General features: G+C 69.4%; 16 protein-coding genes. 9 read left to right on the forward strand and 7 right to left on the reverse strand.

Annotated features, from left to right (window positions below; translation table 11 throughout):
* Positions 1–59 precede the first annotated feature (59 nt).
* Both HMPREF9058_RS07020 and HMPREF9058_RS07025 read right to left on the reverse strand, forming a co-directional pair.
* Positions 60–1,733 (reverse strand): NAD(P)/FAD-dependent oxidoreductase, encoded by a 1,674-nt coding sequence (locus HMPREF9058_RS07020; protein WP_009747714.1) that lies wholly within the window; start codon positions 1,731–1,733, stop codon positions 60–62.
* Positions 1,730–2,995 carry a uroporphyrinogen decarboxylase gene (locus HMPREF9058_RS07025; RefSeq protein WP_302621222.1) on the reverse strand — a complete coding sequence of 422 codons (1,266 nt, stop codon included), beginning with the start codon at positions 2,993–2,995 and terminating at the stop codon, positions 1,730–1,732. Before HMPREF9058_RS07025 ends, HMPREF9058_RS07020 begins: the two co-directional genes overlap by 4 nt.
* Before the next feature lie 292 nt (positions 2,996–3,287).
* On the opposite strand from HMPREF9058_RS07025, the gene HMPREF9058_RS07030 reads away from it, so the two are divergent.
* The 3 genes from HMPREF9058_RS07030 to hemQ are packed head-to-tail and all read left to right on the forward strand — an operon-like array spanning position 3,288 to position 7,066.
* Positions 3,288–4,784, forward strand: coding sequence for a glutamyl-tRNA reductase (locus HMPREF9058_RS07030; RefSeq protein WP_043537885.1), 1,497 nt, complete (start codon positions 3,288–3,290; stop codon positions 4,782–4,784).
* On the forward strand, positions 4,777–6,216 hold the full coding sequence (locus HMPREF9058_RS07035) for a ferrochelatase (RefSeq protein ID WP_009747704.1): 1,440 nt from the start codon (positions 4,777–4,779) through the stop codon (positions 6,214–6,216). Before HMPREF9058_RS07030 ends, HMPREF9058_RS07035 begins: the two co-directional genes overlap by 8 nt.
* Positions 6,217–6,256: 40 nt before the next feature.
* Positions 6,257–7,066: a hydrogen peroxide-dependent heme synthase gene (hemQ, locus tag HMPREF9058_RS07040; RefSeq protein WP_009406625.1), complete on the forward strand. Its 810-nt coding sequence runs from the start codon at positions 6,257–6,259 to the stop codon at positions 7,064–7,066.
* Positions 7,067–7,266: 200 nt separating this feature from the next.
* Here hemQ and HMPREF9058_RS13400 read toward each other — a convergent pair whose 3' ends face one another.
* From HMPREF9058_RS13400 to HMPREF9058_RS07060, 5 genes are all read right to left on the reverse strand, one after another.
* Entirely contained in the window at positions 7,267–7,839 is a 573-nt protein-coding gene (locus tag HMPREF9058_RS13400; protein WP_139018980.1) for a hypothetical protein, read from the reverse strand.
* Between the two features lie 141 nt (positions 7,840–7,980).
* A complete protein-coding gene (locus tag HMPREF9058_RS07045) occupies positions 7,981–8,874 on the reverse strand; it encodes a hypothetical protein (protein WP_254654086.1) in 894 nt (297 codons plus the stop codon).
* Between the two features lie 158 nt (positions 8,875–9,032).
* The gene (locus tag HMPREF9058_RS13065; RefSeq protein ID WP_009406638.1) at positions 9,033–9,725 is read right to left on the reverse strand and encodes a hypothetical protein; all 693 of its coding nucleotides are present in this window, start codon (positions 9,723–9,725) and stop codon (positions 9,033–9,035) included.
* Positions 9,726–9,948: 223 nt separating this feature from the next.
* Positions 9,949–10,269: a hypothetical protein gene (locus HMPREF9058_RS07055; protein ID WP_009747712.1), complete on the reverse strand. Its 321-nt coding sequence runs from the start codon at positions 10,267–10,269 to the stop codon at positions 9,949–9,951.
* Positions 10,270–12,039: 1,770 nt separating this feature from the next.
* Positions 12,040–12,333: a hypothetical protein gene (locus HMPREF9058_RS07060; protein WP_009747694.1), complete on the reverse strand. Its 294-nt coding sequence runs from the start codon at positions 12,331–12,333 to the stop codon at positions 12,040–12,042.
* A gap of 242 nt (positions 12,334–12,575) precedes the next feature.
* Between HMPREF9058_RS07060 and HMPREF9058_RS07065 the strand changes: the two genes are divergently transcribed.
* From HMPREF9058_RS07065 to HMPREF9058_RS07090, 6 genes are all read left to right on the forward strand, one after another.
* Positions 12,576–13,283 carry an SAF domain-containing protein gene (locus HMPREF9058_RS07065; protein WP_009406593.1) on the forward strand — a complete coding sequence of 236 codons (708 nt, stop codon included), beginning with the start codon at positions 12,576–12,578 and terminating at the stop codon, positions 13,281–13,283.
* A complete protein-coding gene (locus tag HMPREF9058_RS07070) occupies positions 13,283–14,041 on the forward strand; it encodes a hypothetical protein (protein ID WP_009747711.1) in 759 nt (252 codons plus the stop codon). The genes HMPREF9058_RS07065 and HMPREF9058_RS07070 overlap by 1 nt, the downstream gene beginning before the upstream one ends.
* Entirely contained in the window at positions 14,038–15,354 is a 1,317-nt protein-coding gene (locus HMPREF9058_RS07075) for a CpaF family protein (protein ID WP_009747685.1), read from the forward strand. The genes HMPREF9058_RS07070 and HMPREF9058_RS07075 overlap by 4 nt, the downstream gene beginning before the upstream one ends.
* Positions 15,351–16,226 (forward strand): type II secretion system F family protein, encoded by an 876-nt coding sequence (locus tag HMPREF9058_RS07080; protein ID WP_009406614.1) that lies wholly within the window; start codon positions 15,351–15,353, stop codon positions 16,224–16,226. The genes HMPREF9058_RS07075 and HMPREF9058_RS07080 overlap by 4 nt, the downstream gene beginning before the upstream one ends.
* Positions 16,223–17,146 (forward strand): type II secretion system F family protein, encoded by a 924-nt coding sequence (locus HMPREF9058_RS07085; protein ID WP_009406594.1) that lies wholly within the window; start codon positions 16,223–16,225, stop codon positions 17,144–17,146. Before HMPREF9058_RS07080 ends, HMPREF9058_RS07085 begins: the two co-directional genes overlap by 4 nt.
* A gap of 147 nt (positions 17,147–17,293) precedes the next feature.
* Positions 17,294–17,530 (forward strand): hypothetical protein, encoded by a 237-nt coding sequence (locus HMPREF9058_RS07090; protein ID WP_009406646.1) that lies wholly within the window; start codon positions 17,294–17,296, stop codon positions 17,528–17,530.
* Positions 17,531–17,546 lie beyond the last annotated feature (16 nt).

Genomic DNA, 17,546 nt, shown 5'->3' on the forward strand with positions numbered 1-17,546 from the left:
GTACGAACTCGCGACCTAATATACGAACGCGCCGCCCGCCCCCGTCCTGGCGCGGCGCTTCACCGATCATCGGAACCCACCAGGCGCCCGGCCGCGGCGCGGGCGTGCTCGACGACGGCCGCGATCCCGGTCCCCGCCACCCACGCCCCGGTGACCTCCAGTCCCGTCACCGGCGCCAGCTGCTCCTCCAGGAGCCTCGTGCGCTCCCGGTAGGCGGGCGTCACCGGCGGCAGCGTCCCGTCCCAGCGCACCAGCATGTGGTCGATGACCGCCTCCGGCTTGATCCTCACCCCGGTCAGGGCCGCGACGTCATCGAGCGCCACCTGCAGATCCACCTGCGGTCGCGGCTGCCCGGGCCGACCGTAGGACAGGCGCAGCGCGTGGACGTCCGGGCCGTGCAGCGCCCGCAGCTCGGCACCGACCCACGGCCACTTGGCACTCAGGTGCGACAGGGCCTTGGCCCGCACCGGGCAGGCCACCGGGCGCGCAGACCCCCCACCGGGATCCGTCCCATGAGAGTCCGGCACAGAGGCCCCGGTGCCGGTCGACGACGACGCGGCGGGCTCAGCGGGGCCAGCGGGCTCAGCAACGCCGGCGGGCGCCACGAGCAGCCCCGAGCCCACCGGCTCGCCACTGAGCTTCGGAGCCCGGGCCACCAGCGTGAAGCGGGCGATCGGCGCCCCCACCGGCACGGTCAGCTCCGTCGCGCTCGCGGGCAGGCAGGGAATCCCCCGCAGCAGCCGCAGCGCGGCCCCCGCCGAGCAGGCCACGACGACGCGGTCGGTGACCACGACCTCCTGCGCCCCATCGGGTAGCGGCTCGTCCGACAGCGTCGGACCCCGGCGCGTCGGGGCGATCCCCACCCGCCAGGCGGCCGGCGCCTGTCCGCCCGCGCAGTCCTGGCCGCCGCCGGGCCGCAACCACTGGGCGCCGGTGCGGGTGCGCACGCTCCCGCCGCCGGCCTCGATGGCCTCGCGCAGCGCGTCAGTGAGCCGGAACAGCCCGCCCTTGACGGCCGCGTCCACGCTCCGGCCACCCGCCCCGTCCTGGCGGGCCCGACGCCGCTCCAGCACCTCCGCCACAGCGGCACTGAGCGACCCCAGCTCCGCCGTGGCCCGCCGCAGCCCGGGCATGACGACATCGGCCGCCAGGTCCGCCGGGTCGGCCGAGTGGATGCCCGCGACGATGGGCCGCACGAGGCGCTCCAGGACGCCGGCCCCCATCCGGGCGGTGACGAAGGAGGCCAGGTCGGCCGGATCCCCGGGGCCGGTGCCCACGGAGCCGGGAAGGTCGGCATCCTGTGCGGCCCGGCGCGCGGCCTCCTGCCCGATGATGGCGACGACGTCAGGAGCCAGCGGGTCCGCCGGGATCCCCAGGTAGGCGTGGTCAGGAAACCGGTGCAACCCCCACTGGGACGACTGCTCGTCGGCGCCCGGCGCGAGGGGCGGCAGGAAGAGACGGGGCCGGCCGTGCGGGGCGGCGGTGCGCAGCCCCAGCTCGGCGAGCATGGAGGTGGCTGCCTGGCCGCGCACGACGAAGCCCTCGGCGCCCAGGTCCATGCGTGCTCCGCCGATCGGCCCGGCGGCGACGAGCCCTCCGGTGTAGCCGCGCGCCTCAATGAGCAGCGGCCGCAGCCCGGCGCGCACGAGGTCCCAGGCCGCCGTCAGACCCGCGATCCCGCCGCCGATGACGAGCGCGTCCCACCGCCGCTCCCCGACGGCCTCCTCGCTCATGCCTCCCACCCGGCCAGGGCCACGGACTCCCAGTCGGCCGAGCCGTGCACCCGAGCCACGATCCGGGTGAGGACGTTCGCGTCAGTGGCCGGCGGGACCCCATGCCCCAGGTTGACCACGTGCCCCGGCGCCGCGTGCCCGGCGGCCAGCACCGCGTCGACCTCCGCGGCCACCAGCGACCACGGCGCCGCCAGCAGCGCTGGGTCGAGGTTGCCCTGGACCGGGCAGGCTCCCGCCTGCGGGTCGGCCCCGGCCAGCACCTCAATCGCCTCACCCAGCTCGATGCGCTCGTCCACGCCGACGGCGTCGGCCCCCGCCTGCCGCATGAGCCCCAGCAGCCGGGCGGTCCCGGTCCCGAAGTGGATGAGCGGCGCCGCCTCACCGGTGGTGGGGGAGACGGCCTGGCGGGCGACATCCAGCGCGAGCGCCGAGTAGGGGGCCACGCGCTCGCGGTAGGCGCGCGGGGACAGCGAGCCCGCCCAGGAGTCGAAGAGCTGGGCCGCGGCCGCCCCGGCACGCACCTGGGTGGCGATGAACTCGCCGGTCAGGCGCGCGCACCAGGTCATGAGCCGGTCCCAGGAGTCGGGGTCGGCGCGCATGAGCGTGCGCGCCGCCAGGTGGTCGCGACTGGGTCGGCCCTCCACCAGGTAGGCCGCCAGCGTGAAGGGCGCCCCGCCGAAGGCGAGCACCGGCGTCCACCCCGCCGACCCGGCACTGTGCTCCAGCCCGGCGCGCGCCCGCTCGCTCAGCCCCTCGCGCACGCCCGGCGCCTGCGGACTGCCCAGCTCGACGACGACGCGCCGCACCGCCTCCTCGATCGCCCCGACCCCCTCGGTGTCGGGGCCGTCACCGAAGCGGCGGGCCACCAGCTCGCCCACCTCGCGGCCGCTGCGCACCGGGGCGTCGAGGACCGGCCCGACGCCCTCCTCGATCCGCACTCCGACGCCCGCCAGGCGCAGCGGCACCATGATGTCGGAGAAGAAGACGGCGGCGTCGACGCCGTGGCGCCGCACCGGCTGCAGCGTCACCTCCGCCGCCAGCGCAGGATCCAGGCAGGCATCCAGCATCGGCACGCCGGCGCGCGCCCGCAGCGCGCGGTACTCCGGCAGCGAACGTCCCGCCTGACGCATGAACCACACCGGTGTGCGCGCGGGCCTCCGTCCCGCCAGCGCCTCCAGGAGCGCCGGCGACGGAGCCGGTCCCGTCGTGGTCCCGGCAGGCCGTGCCGCTCCGGCAGCCCTCGCCGCCGGCTCGCAAGTCATTGAATCATTGTGTGAACTGCCGGTGACGAAATCGCTGTTATCGGGCGAAGAATGCTGACGCCGCGTGCTTTCCCTGCGATAAGGGAACTGAATGCGAGACATATCCGACTGCCTCCTGTCAGCAGTGGTCAGAGAGGGTTTATTGCGCGTGATGATGCGGCGTTCCAGACATCCGTCGGGTCCTGACAGAGTGTCAGAAATATGGTGATGACGCATTGTCATGATGTCGGGTGTGTGTCGCCACGCCGCTATTGTGCCTGCTCCCCACGGTGATGTTTCAATAGCGCTCGTTGTGACTACTCATCTTCTCTCCGCAGACCATCGACTGCCGGGCCTCGACGTCGTTGCCCGGCTCGGTGCGGTCGCCCCGGGGCTGGGGTCGGACCTCCTGGAGGCGGTCCCGGCGCTGCGCGGGGTCCTGGTGCTGTCCACCTGCAACCGCCTGACCCTGCTCATCGATGCCGACTCCTGGGCGGACACCGGCTGTCCGGCGGCCCTGCACCCGGACCTCTCTCCGGCTGACGCGAGCCGGTCCACCGCGGCGTCAGACCTGGGCGAGACCATCACCGCCTTCCTGGCCGAGCGCGCCGGGCTCCCCCCGAGCGGCCTCCTAGTGACCCACCTGGTCGGGGCGGCCGCCCGCCGGGAGATGCTCGCCATCGCCGCGGGCCTGAGGTCGATGGTGGTCGGTGAGGCCCAGATCGTCGGCCAGGTCCGGCGCGCCGCCGAGACCGCCGCCGCCGAGGGCACGCTCAGCCCCGAGCTCGTGCGGGTCGTCGAGCGCGCCTCGGCCACCGCCCGCCGGGTGGCCCACGAGACCGAGCTGTCCGGTCAGGGGCGCAGCGTCGTCGCCGTCGGCGTGGATCAGGCCGCCGGCCACCTGCCGCCGCTGGAGGACTGCCGCGCCCTCATCGTCGGCACCGGCTCCTACGCCGGCGCCACCGTCGCCGACCTGCGCGCCCGAGGCTTGAGCGACATCGCCGTCTACTCCGCCTCCAACCGCGCCGAGGCCTTCGCCGCCGGCCACGGCCTGCGCGCCGTCCCCACCGACGCCCTGAGCCAGGCCATGAGCCGCGCCGACCTTGTGGTCACCTGCCGCGGCACCGGCGGGCCGATCCTCACCGCCGACGTCGTCGCCCCCGTCGCCGCCGAGCGAGCCGGCTCGGCCGGGGGAGCCGGCCGGCCGCTCGTCATCCTCGACCTGGCCCTGACCCGCGACGTCGATGAGGCCGTCGGCGCCCTGCCCGGCGTCGTCCACCTCGACCTGGCCCGCGTGCGCGACGCCGTTCCCGAGGCCGAGGCCCAGCAGGTGACCGCCGCCCGCGCCATCGTCGAGGCCGAGGCCGCTGACTTCGAGCGCACCCTGGCCGGCCGGGCCATGGACCCCCTCATCACCGCCCTGCGCGCCCAGGTGGGTCGCGTCGTCGCCGAGGAGGCCGCCCGCCTGCGCCCCCAGCCCGCCCGCCGCCTCGCCCTGGCCGTCCCCGCCGTCGACGGGCGCGCCGGAACCGGCGTCAGCGGTGTCAACAGCGCCGACGCCGCCGCAGGGGCCTGCCCCCACCATCACCTCGCTGCCGAGCCCGGCTTCGAGGCCGCCAGCGAGATCGACGGTGAGCCCATGGTGCCCCTGGCGCAGGCCGAGCGGGCCCTGCACCACCTGGCCGCCCGCCTCCTCCACCAGCCCACCGTCATGGCCCGCCGCGCCGGCCAGGATGGCCGCGAGGAGGCCTACCGTCAGGCCCTCAACCTCGTCTGGGGTTTGGAAAGCACAGGAGAGAACCATGACTGACACCGCCGCGCCCGTGCCCGGGTCCACCCAGGAGGCTCCCGCGTGCCTGGACGCACGCCCGGACACCCTCCCGGGCGCCGACCTCGCCGGAGCCCCAGCCACTGTCCCGGCCCTCGACCCGCTGGCCCCCTACGACGCCATCCTTCTGCAGTCCTACGGCGGGCCCCGCCGCCCCGAGGACGTCCTGCCCTTCATGCGCAACGCCACCGCCGGCCGCGGCGTGCCCGATTCTCGCCTCGTGGAGGTCTCCGGCCACTACCAGAGCGTCGGCGGCGCCTCCCCGATCAACGCGTGCAACGCCGAGCTGCGCGACGCCCTCCAGGCCCGCCTGGCCGAGCGCGGCTCGACGCTGCCGATCATCGTCGGCAACCGCAACTGGCACCCCTTCGTCAGCCAGGCCCTGCGCGAGCTGGCCGACGCCGGGGCCCGCCGCGTCCTGGCCCTGCCCACCGCGGCCTTCGGCTCCTACTCCGGGTGCCGCCAGTACCGCGAGGACCTGGCCGGTGCCGTCGCCCTGCTCGCCGACGGCGCGGACGGCTCCACCGGTGAGGGATTCGAGGCCGACGCCGCTGCCCGGGTCGGCGGGGACGGGGGCGGTCCCGTGGAGCTCACCGCGGACAAGACGCGCCCCTACTACAACACCCCCGGCCTGCTGCAGGCCAACATTGACGCCATCGTCGAGGCCTACGGCGCCCTGGCCGAGCAGGGAGTGGCGGCCGCGGACGCGCGACTCGTGCTTGTCACCCACTCCATCCCCCTGGGTATGGAGGCCGGCTCCGCCCCGGGGGCGGGTCCCAAGAGCGCACCCGGCGCCTCCGGCACTTCTGACGCGCACGGCCCGACCGAGACCGGGCGGCGAGAGCCGGGTGTGGCCGCCGACCTGTCCACGGAGGTCTCCTACGTCGCTCAGCACGAGGCGCTGGCCGCCGTCCTCGTGCCCGAGGTCGCCCGTCGTCTCGGCCTGGACACGGTGGAGGCCGACCTCGTCTACTGCTCACGCTCCGGCCCGCCGCAGGCCCGCTGGCTCGAACCGGACGTCAACGACCACCTTGAGGCCCTGGCCGCCGGGCACCTGACCGACGGCCGTTCCGTGGAGCGACCCGGGGGCGTCGTCGTGGCCCCCTTCGGCTTCATCTCCGACCACATGGAGGTCGTCTTCGACCTCGACACCGAGGCCGCCCAGACCGCCCGCGACCTGGGGATGCCGTATGCGCGCGCTGCCACCGTCGGCACCCACCCGGCCTTCATCGACTCCCTCGTCGACATCCTCTTCGAGCGGGCCGCCGCCGCCCGCGGTGAGGACGTCCGGCCCGACTCGACCACCGGCGTCGGCCCGTTCCACACGGTCTGCCCGGACTCGTGCTGCCGGAACGGGGCCGGCCACCCCGGCCGGCCCGCTCACCACGGGACCGACGGCGACGGCTCTCGATAGTCCCCATCCCAGTAGCTCCGATAAGAACCAGGAGAAGAGAATGAGCACCGACACCCACGGCCAGCACGGACATCCCGGCGGTCACCCCGGTGAGGGTGGCCTGCACCGCTTCGAGGACGAGGAGCGCCGCCCCCACCGCGACCCGCGCGACGCCACCGACGTCGACCTGGAGGCCATCAACAACCAGTACCACTACACCCTTTACGCCGTCTTCCGCCTGGCTCGCCCGCTGCCCGCCTCCCAGCCCGAGCGCGAGCAGCTCCTGGGGGAGAGCGCCAACTTCGTCGAGGCCGGCGGCGTGACGACGCGCGGCTGGTACGACGTCGGGGGCCTGCGCGCCGACGCCGACCTGCTCGTGTGGTGGCTCGACGACGACCCCGAGGTCCTTCAGGACGCCTACCACCGCCTGCGTGGCAGTGCGCTGGGCCGCTACCTGGAGCCGGTGTGGTCATGCATGGGGCTGCACACGCCCGCCGAGTTCAATCCCCGCCACGTGCCGGCCTGCCTGGCCGGGGTGGCGCCGCGCGACTGGGTCATGGTCTACCCCTTCGTGCGTTCCTACGAGTGGTACCTGCTCGAGCCCGAGGAGCGCTCGCGCATGATGGCCCAGCACGGGCGCCACGGCTTCTCCAAGTACCCCGACGTCAAGGGCTCGACCCTGTCCACCTTCGGCCTGAGCGACTACGAGTGGATTCTCGGCTTCGAGGCCGACAGCCTCGACCGGCTCGAGGGGGTCCTGCACCACCAGCGCTACACGGATGCGCGCATGCACGTGCGCGTGGACACGCCCTTCTACACCGGGCGCCGCGTCAGCCCGCAGGAGTGGGCCCAGCGCCAGCCCTGGGCCTGACTCCCTGTCCGCGGGGACATTCGACGCCGTCGGGGACACTCTCTTCGGGCCGGGGACGTCCCGCGCGTCCGGGGACAGGAATCCTGTCCCCGGACGCGCAGACAGCACCCGCCGGCGCGAGATGTCCCCGGCCGTGAGGGTGGGCGACGACGCATCTGCCGGCGCTGTTGGTGAAGGTCGAGGCAGGAGAGGGCGGCCATCTATGTGGTGCAAGCCAGTGAGGAAATCGAATTCGCCATATTAATCAGGTTGCTTTCGACCGGGGTTTCAAGGACGTAGCCTTGGATGGTGATTGAGATGAACTGTCCTTGCCCGCACTGGTAAACAATTTCTGCGTTGGCGGAATCTGTGGAATTCACGAGTCCATGACCTTGTGGGGCGGACTGTAGGGCGACTGGTTTCGCCCCATTCTTCTCGGTCGCGATCTTGTCGGAAGGGATGTTATCGCCATCTGCATGGCCGTAGACGATCCTAAGAATGTTCTCGTTTGAGTTCATAATGGTGCAGGTTGTGTAGTTCTGGAGATGTACTGAATCATAGGTCAAGTCGTCTCCGTAGGAACCCAGCAAGGCCTGCACGCTTTTGTCGGGTATGCCGCGGCATGTTTGAGCGGAATCGCTCGGAATGACGCTGGGAACCGTGAGGTCGGGCATCTTCTTGCGAGTGCGCTCGTTGTGGTTCCCTAGAAGGCGCCAAGAGACTCCGATCAGCACCAGAAGGGTTGCCGTCAATAGAGTGGCAAGTATGACACGGGTGGGCGACTGGCGTTGCATGCGAAGTGAATCGCCGTCAGCCTTGGAGTGGGAATCGTGTCCATTCACTTGATGTTATCCGCCTGTTGTAGGATGTGTGTTGCCCGGAAATTCTATTGCTTGATAACTCTCGTCCGACTGTCTTTCGATGCCGGTGCCGGTTCAGTTCTGGCGGGGGTTGTTGTGGTTGGTGGTGAGGGTCTGGACCTCGGCGACGGGGAGGTTGATGGTGCTGGTGGTGGTGAGTCCTGGCAGGGTGCCGTTGGCGCCGTCGCTGCCGGTGTAGGTCACGCTGTAGGCCACGGACACTGTCAGTGGTGTGGTGCCGCCCAGGTGGGCCGAGCTGCGGTTGAAGGAGATGGTGCAGGGGCTGGAGCCCTCGGGCATGCCGGAGTGCCAGACGACTCCGAAGCCTTGACAGGAGGCCTTCCCGTCGGGGGCCGACAGCTGCAGCCCTGCTGATGATGCTGTCACTGTGGCCGTGGTCGGGCCGGCTGTGGCGGTGGCGGTCACGGTCTTGGGCGTGTTGCCGGTGGCCCACACCCAGGTGTCCATGCCTACCAGGGTCGCGCCCTGGGGGCCGACCTTGGGGTTGGTCTCCACTGTCGGGGTCGGCAGCTTGATCGCGTTCCACGCGGCCCGGGCCAGAGTGGCCCCGTCCACCGGCACTCGTGGCGGCTGCTGGCCGGCCGGTACGAATATCGACTCGGGATTGTTGTTCACCTTGAAGAAGTTGTACAGGATCCACCCGAAGGTCTCGCCGTCGGCCGCCCGTTCCTTCTTGCAGTCGGCGTGATACCAGTTACCGTCCTCCTGGGCGTGCTTCTTCCAGTCAGGAAAGTCCCTGGCGCCGACGTAGTCAGCGCGTTTCTTCATTGCTGGGTCGCCCTGTGACTCCTTGTACCAGTCCTCCATGTGCTTGGCCACAGCGTGCCCTGGGACGGGATGGGCGTAGAAGCACACCGGCTGCACGGTGGTGGTGGCCTGCGTGGACCAGGACTCACTACCACCGCCGTCGCCGCCCCCGCCTCCGGGTGCCGCCGATTCTGACTTCACCGAGATCTGCACCTCGTACCCCGTGCCCTCAGACCCGGACACCGACGGTGTCACACCACCACCACTGTCGCGCGTGTTGGCTGACGCTGGGCCCGTCGGAGTGAGTGCGCCAGCGCCGGCAAGCGACACGGCCACCATGAGCTTGAAGAGATGTTTTTTCAGCAAATGTCCGTCCCCTTCTTCTCAAGCGAAGCAACCTTCCAGGCACCGTCCGTCAGTTTCACCGATACAAGATAGGAATGTGTATGCCGCCAGTCAGGTTGTGTGATGTCTTTACCTGACTCTGAGACCTGTTTTATCTGAGTCTGATCGGAGCACACGTCGACTGCGGCTTCGCTGTCCGACTGTATCTCCACGGACATAACCGTCACCCGTGACGTTCCGACCTCACGCCCACCTGATTCCTGGGCCTCACGGTAGGTCTTGCGATAATTCTCCAACGCTGCACCGGTTGTGGAGGCTTCGACGGCTGACAGGTCGCCATCCAGATCACGGTATGCCTCCCACGTCGCCCTGTCGTAGGCCAGGTATCCCAGGGCAGCCTGGGTCTGGGTGGTGTCCAGTCTCTGGGGGACGAAGTCCACGTAGTAGCCGATGGACTCGTCAGTCAGTTTCTGAGCATCCAGAGTCGTCGGTGCCGCCGAGCCTTTCGAGGACGCCCCACCCGAGGCGGCCGGTGCCGTCGTCGATGCAGCACTGGCGCCCGCGGTGTTGAGGGGCGGGATCGTGCCTCCACCTTTCGGGCTGCTCGACGAGCAGCCAGCCAGCGCCAGCGAGGCAGCCAGCACGCCCGCCCCCAGGGCGCTGGCGACACGGCAGCGACCAGACAAACGAGCAAGCGAACGAGTCATGACGGAACACCTCCACGATCGGGCCGCACACAGTCACCCGGCGCAGCAGGAACCCTCTGACCCTACCCGCCAGATCACAACCAAGTCACGGCAGTCCGACGAAGGCCACATCCCTGTTCTCCGACGGTGCAGACGTCAACGGCTACCGCCTCTGGCTGACGACGCTTCCACTGTCGGAGGCGCTCCAACCCAGAGTCGCAGGAAGGTGCGTTCGTGGGTGGGCTCAGGGTGTTGGCGGCGATGTCGGTGTTGCCGTGACGCTGCCTGATGCCGGCGACGTCTGCGCCGGCGCGATCAGCTGATCGGGGTCGATGCGGGCGTCGGCGCGGTGGAGCGCCTTGTTCAGCAGCCCGACGGCGTCTTGCGGACTGGTCTTGCCCTCGGTTGCGGCGGTACGGATCATGAGGATGCCCTGCTGGTCTCCGCGTCTCACAGGTGCGTAGACCATGTCCACGACAACGACACTGGCTCGTGTGGTGGCCCGCTGCCTCAATCCGAAGGCGCCCTTGGGCAGGGAGCCCGGTTCCAGTGTCGACATCGCCACGCTCACTCGCTCCGCGGGGGCAGGTGCGGGCCTGTCGGGCCAGGGGCGATTCTCAGTCGTCTCTACACCGTCGCAGGCTATGACATCTGCTTGCAGAGCACGAACACGTCCACCCTTGTCGCTCTCTATGAGATTGAAGATCAGTGCCTGGGTAACGGACATCCCATCACCCTCAAGGCGTTCGACACTCAAATGAGTCTCAGGATCCGATGACAACGACAGATTGAGGTCATCATCCGCGGTGGGGCAATTACTCTGGTATCCCGAGATATTCGACCACTTCACGTCAGTGGCCCCAGGGACGTCCTCACGAGTCAACATGACTGAACGCAATGGCGCGACCTTCTTAGGGGGCACCTCTCCGCCGCCAACCACAGAGCACGACACACTCAGAAACACCATAGCGACACTCGCAACGACAAAGCACCGAGACCGAAGCTTCATGACAACCTGACCTTAAACTTAGGTGTTGACTGTTGAGGTGATGCAAGTGGGGTGACGGTATCGCTTCGCCTGCGACAAGGCGGGCTCCTGCCGTTCGAGAACTTCAAGCGAAGGGCGCTTTCGTGTGAAGGATAGCGGATTGTCGCCGACTGCGGGTGTGGGGCCCGGTCGGTTGTCATGCAGCTCGGGGGTCGCGCTTACCGATCGCGCGCCGCGGAATCATGACACCACCCAGAGGCCGCCTGGACTCACGTGTGCAGCGTGGATGGTCAGCACGGGGACGAGGGGCGTCGCAGCGATCGCGGCTTCTGCATGCCCCCTACTTCATTGCATCCCGGGACTGGCCTGAGCCCTTAGTGACGTCCTCTGAGCCGTCACCTGTGGGGCGGTAGAGGGTGGTGTGGTGGGGCCGCTACAGCCCTGACTCCGATTCAGGTGCAGTTGGGGACGGTTCGCCTCCTGGCGCCTCTGGCGAGGTCGATGCCGTAGGTGTCCCGTTGGGGAACGCTGGTGTCAGGTCCGCCCCAAGGCCGGGTACCGGCTCGCCCTGACAGACCCAAGGCACCATCGACAGTGCCAGGTTGCGAAGATTGACGTCGAGGTTGTCTCCTAGTTCTTGCCACGGGTAGAAGGAGACGAGGATGAAGGAGTTGCCGCATGTGATGATTGAGCTGCCCCCACCGTCATCTCCGAGGATAACCTCACCTTTAGCGCCCACGACTCCCGCGACGGGGAAGGTACTACTGGGCTGCGAGGCTCGATAGGCTTTTGACAGCTCGTGGACGTCCTTCCCCTTCAGATTCTCGCCATAGTGCGAGTAAAATACCATCAAACGCTTGTCGTTATGGCCATAGCATTCAACGTTCGTCACAACATCGGAGTTGCGCCGCAGAGCCTCAGATGGACGAAAAGAGAAATTCTTCGCGACTGCGTCCAACGATGTCGTTGGTACTCCAGGGCATTCTGCTCCGACTTCGGACGGGGCAACACTGCTGGGCGCAACTGCCGACTTCACATCGCTAGATTTCGACAACGAACAGCTGGAGGCCGACAGAACCACGCAGGCAAAGCATGTCAAGAGGCGGGCTATCCGAACAGACATGACAACGACTCCATTGAACTGGCTTCTTGTATTTGAGGGTGCAATATCCATCGCCTACCGAATTAGATGGATGAGGGTGATGCTGCTTCGCGTCGGGTGGGCCTGCAGATTGATGTCAGATGTCTCGAGGCTGTATGTAGCCGAGAGAGAGCCTGAGCCTAGGGACGCTGAATGGGTCGGGAGCAGCACACGCTGTTCCCGACCCATTCAGGCGAGAGGGTCGCTCAGGCGATCGCCTCAACGGGGGCGAGGTGCTCGAGGTTCTCACCGTTGGCGTCAACGTTGTTGTTGTAGTTGTTGGCAACGTCGGTCGCGGCGGTGGCGAACACCTGCTCGAACGTGACGAGCTTCGGCTTGAACTCGGTCCAGGCGTCGCGGAAGGCCTTGGCGTTGGCGCTTTCCCAGACGGCGTTCTGGAGGGCGGTGTCGGTCAGCTTCTGAATGTCGTCGGCCCGCTGGACGTCGTCCTTGAGGGTCTGGTAGAGGGTCTTGAGGGTCTCAAGGTCTGCCTGGATCATACTGAGGTTCCTCCTCATTGGTTGGTTCATTGAGTCACTCGAAGAATACCTGAGGGCTCTTCATGTGATTGCGACTGTGACGGCCGTCGCTTCCAGTACCTTTTCACGATCCGCATCGGATCGCAAGGGGATAACAACCCATGTGACTTTCTTCCGGATCCTGGCCGTTCAGTCAGCCAAGATGGTCACGGATAGGCTACGGTGCTGTCGCTGTCCCATCCGATTCGACTTGAGGTCTCCCCATGGCACTGTCCAAGAACGGACGCTCCTCACGGCGTCGCACGAATGACGTCGGTCAGCCTCAGCCCGCCCGCCAGACCCGTGACTCCGGTGGTCACCTCCCCTCCGCGCCGCGCGAGCGCCGCCCGCTCCTGGCCGCCCTCGCCGTCCTGCTCATCGTCGGCGGCGCCCTGCTCGCGGGCCTGCTGGCCATGCGTCTGGATCAGCGCGTCCAGATGCTGGCCGCCAAGGACACCATCAAGGCGGGGCAGGTCATTGACAAAGAGGATCTGGTGAGCGCCTCGGTCTCCTCAGACCTCACCACCCTGGTGCGCGCGGACCAGATCGACCAGGTCATCGGCCGCACCGCCCGCGTGGAGATCTCCAAGGGCCAGCTGCTGGACACCTCCCAGCTCGCCACCAACCCGGTGCCCGGCGGGGACCTCCAGGTCGTCGGCGTCTCCGCCAACGCCGGGCGCTTCCCGGCCGGTGGCCTGCAGCCCGGCGACAAGGTCGACATCGTCGACATCGGTTCCCAGAACGTCATCGTCTCCGACGCCCAGGTGCTCGCCGCCAAGCCCTCCTCGGGTACCAGTGAGGACTGGACCTCCGGCGCCGTCATCTCCGTCCTCGTTGACAAGAAGGGCTCCGCCAAGCTCGCGAGTGCATCGGCCAACGGAACCATCGCCGTCGTCCTGACCGCGTCCGGGCAGCCGATCAAGGAGAGCTGATGCTCATCTCGATCGCCTCCGCGAAGGGGTCGCCCGGCGCCTCGACGAGCGCCCACGTGCTCGCCGCGGTCTGGCCCCGTCCGGCCGTCCTGGCCGAGCTCGACCCCGCCGGGTCCGACCTGGTCTATCGCACCCACTCCCGTGAGGGTGCGCCCCTGGACAGCGACCGGGGCGTCGTCTCCCTGGCCGCCGCCATCCGCCGTGACCCGGCCGCGCCCCTGCGCGATCACCTCACCCTCATCGAGGGCGACCTGCCCGTCCTCGTGGGCCTGTCGCGCCCCGACCAGGCCACAGCCATCGGGGCGGGCTGGTCCGGGCTGGCTACCAGCCTGCAACGCCAGGGGGACATCATCGCCGACGTCGGCCGTCTGTCTCCCGGCGCACCGAGCCTGGGCGTGGCCATGGCCTCCGACATCACCCTGGTCGCCGTGCGCCCCGGCGTGGAGAACTACGGCCACCTGCGTGAGCGGCTGTCCTGGATCGTTGCCGAGACCTCCCGCCGCTCCGAGCGGGTCCGCCTCGGTGTCCTCCTCATCGCGCCCTGGAAGGCCCGCCACGAGGCCGACGACCTTACCCGCCTGCTGCGCGGCAGCGGCCTGGAGGTCCCCGTCATCGGCGTCCTGGCCTTCGACCAGAGCGCCGCGGACTCCCTGGCGGGCCGTCGTGCCCGCCCCCTGGGCCGCACCCTGCTGGTGCGCTCGGCCAGAACCGTCGCCACCGCCCTCGCCGGCGCCGTCATCAATGGAGGTGCCGCATGAGCGTCGACCAGGGACTCGTCCGCGACATGCGCGAGGAGGTCGCCGACCTCCTGGCCCAGCAGCGCCGCGACGACGCCACCTCCGGCATCCCCCCGATGTCCCCGGAGGACGAGCGCCAGTTCGCCCGCGCCCTCATCGGCCGCGTGCTCGAGCAGCACGCCCGCGCCGAGATCGCCGCCGGCCGCAGCCCGCTCAACGCCCAGGAGGAGGAAGAGGTCTCCCAGGGCATCCACGCGGCGCTCTTCGGCGTCGGCCGCCTCCAGCCCCTGCTGGACAACAAGGATGTCGAGAACATCGACATCAACGGCTACGACAACGTCTTCATCCAGTACGCCGACGGCCGTGAGGAGCGCGGCGCCCCGGTGGCCGAGTCCGACGAGGAGCTCATCGAGCTCGTGCAGGTCCTCGGCTCCTACTCGGGCCTGGCCTCGCGTCCCTTCGACTCCGCCAACCCCCAGCTGGACCTGCGCCTGCCGGACGGCTCGCGCCTGTCCGCCGTCATGGAGGTCTGCTCGCGGCCCTCGATCTCGGTGCGACGCGCCCGCCTGGACCGGGTGGGCCTCGATGACCTGGTCCGGCTCGGATCCCTGACCCCGCGGCTGGCCGCCTTCTGCTCGGCGGCCGTGCGGGCCCGCAAGAACATCATGATCGCCGGCGCCACGAACGCCGGGAAGACCACCTTCCTGCGCGCCCTGGCCAACGAGATCCCACCCGAGGAGCGCCTCATCACCGTCGAGCGCGCCCTGGAGCTGGGCCTGGGCGAGTTCGCGGACCTGCACCCCAACGTCGTCGCCTTCGAGGAGCGCCTGCCCAACTCCGAGGGCTCCGGCGCGATCTCCATGGCAGACCTGGTGCGACGCTCACTGCGCATGAACCCCTCGCGGGTCATCGTCGGTGAGGTCCTGGGCGACGAGATCGTCACCATGCTCAACGCCATGAGCCAGGGCAACGACGGCTCGCTGTCCACCATCCACGCGAACTCCTCCTCCGAGGTGTTCAACCGCATCGCCACCTACGCCATCCAGTCGGCCGAGCACCTGCCCCAGGACGCCACCAACCTCCTCATCGCCGGCGCCGTCGACTTCGTCATCTTCCTGACTCGGGAGAACCGCTTCTCCCAGGGCGGGGGGCTGCGCCGCTACGTCGCCTCCGTGCGCGAGGTCAACGGCGTCGACGGGCGGGTCCTGTCCAGTGAGGTCTTCGCCGACGACGGGACCGGTACCGCCCAGCCGGCCGCACCGATCTCCTGCGTCAACGACCTCATCAACGCCGGCTACGACCCGGCCGCCGCCTACCGGGGTGGTTACGCGTGAACCAGGCCACCGCCACTATTGCCATCCTCGCCGGCGCACTTGTCGGCGGAGGGCTCTTCCTCTTCGTCGGGTTCTTCATGGGCGTCGACATGATGCCCGACCGCCCCGGCTCCTCGGGCTCCCTGCGCGACAGCCTCAAGGGCCTGTCCGGCCGGCTCATCGCCTCCCTCGTCGTCGGCCTGGGCGTCCTGCTGCTCACCCGCTGGATCGTCCTGGCCGTCGCCGCCGGCTTGCTGGTCATCGTCTGGCCGCTGCTCTTCGGCGGAGCCAAGCAGGAGAAGCTCGCCGCCGCCAAGATCGAGGCCCTGGCCACCTGGTCCGAGTCGCTGCGGGACACCATTGCTGGCGCCGTGGGCCTGGAGCAGGCCATCCCCGCCACCGTCTACGCCGCCGCCCCGGTCCTGCGCGAGGACCTCGCCCTCCTGGCGGATCGCATGCGCGTGCGCGTCCCCCTGCCGACGGCGCTGCGCCAGTTCGCCGACGACCTCGACGACCCCACGGCGGACCTCATCGTCTCCGCCCTCATCATGAACGCCCGCCTGCGCGGGCCCGGTCTGCGTCAGCTCCTCAGCGCCCTGGCGGACACGGCCCGCTCCGAGCTCGACATGCGACAGCGCGTCTCCGCCTCCCGCGCCGGCACCCGGCGCTCGGCCCAGATCGTCGTCATCTTCTCCATCGTCGTCATGCTGGGGCTGGCCGTCTTCAACCGGAGCTTCGTGGCCCCCTACTCCAGCGTGCAGGGCCAGCTGGTGCTGGTCGTCGTTGTGGCGCTCTTCGCCGTCGGCATGCTCTGGATGCGGCGCCTGGCCGGCGTTCAGCTGCCGCGGCGCTTCCTGACCGTCTCCTCCCCGGCCGGGGGTGAGAACGCATGATCACCTGGATCCTCATCGGTGGTGCGCTCAGTGGGGCGGGCCTGTTCGCCCTCATCCTCATCCTGGCGCCCCCCGCCACTCAGCCCGCCGCGGCCCTGGCCGAGCTGGACACCCGCCGCGACGAGGGCCGCATGCGTGCGGACGTTCGTCGTCTCAACCCCTCTGAGGCGGACACCCCCGAATGGGTGGACACCCTCAGTCTGCGCATCACCTCCCTCGTACGGCGCACCGGCATCGACCTGTCCTCCCTGACCGGGGACCTGGCCGTCGTGAGGCGCTCCCTGGAGCGGCACATGGTGACCTCGGTCTTCCTCGGGGTGGGGGGCTTCGCCGCACCACTGCTCGTCGTCGGCCTCATGCAGGTCATGGGGGCGCCCCTGGGATGGTCCGTGCCCCTGCTGCTGAGCGTCGCCCTGGGAGTTGCCGGTCTGCTGCTGCCCACGCTGCGCCTGCGCAACGATGCCGAGGAGGCGCGCCGGGACTTCCGCCACGTCGTCGGCTCCTACCTGGACCTCGTGGCCATGTCCCTGTCCGCGGGGCGCGGCGTCCCCGAGGCCCTCGACGCCGCCTCGAGCCTCTCCGACGACCCCGCCATGCTCCGCATCCGCGACGCCCTCGACGTGGCCCGGCTGCGCGGGGACACGCCCTGGGCGGCCCTGGGCCGGCTGGGAACCCAGCTGCGCATCGACGAACTGCGAGACCTGTCCGCCGCCCTGGCGCTCGTGGCCGAGGACGGCGCCAAGATCCGCGAGTCCCTGGGCGCCCGGGCCTCCAGCATGCGCCGCCGCGACCTGTCCGATGCCGAGGGCAAGGCCGGAGAGAACTCCGAGTCCATGCTCGTGGCCCAGCTCATCGTCGCCATGGGCTTCATCGTCTTCCTCGTCTACCCGGCCCTGACCGGAATCATCGGATCCGTGTGAACCCCTCAGATCCGCCCGACCGCCCCGTGAACGGAGAACCTCCACGAACCAGTTGACTGCCTTTCGACCGGTCGCTTGACTGAGAGCCTGCGACGATTCACCGTCCACACCTTCACCACCCAGTTTCTCTCAAGGAAAGGACAAAGCATGCTCAAGATGCTGTGCACACTCCAGATGCTCGCCGGCGACCTGCGCGAGCGGGTCGGCAACCGCCTGTCGGAGGAGAAGGGAGCCTCGACCGTCGAGTGGGTCATCATCACCGGCTTCCTCATCGTCCTGGCGGCTGTTGTCGGCAAGGCCATTTACAGCATGGTCAACAACGCCTCCTCCAACCTCCAGGTGCCGGACATCGGCAACGGAGGCGGCGGCAACGGGGCCCCGTGATAAGAGGATGACGATC

The organism is Actinomyces sp. oral taxon 175 str. F0384 (genome assembly GCF_000223355.1).
In the GTDB taxonomy this organism is placed as follows: Bacteria; Actinomycetota; Actinomycetes; order Actinomycetales; family Actinomycetaceae; genus Actinomyces; species Actinomyces oris.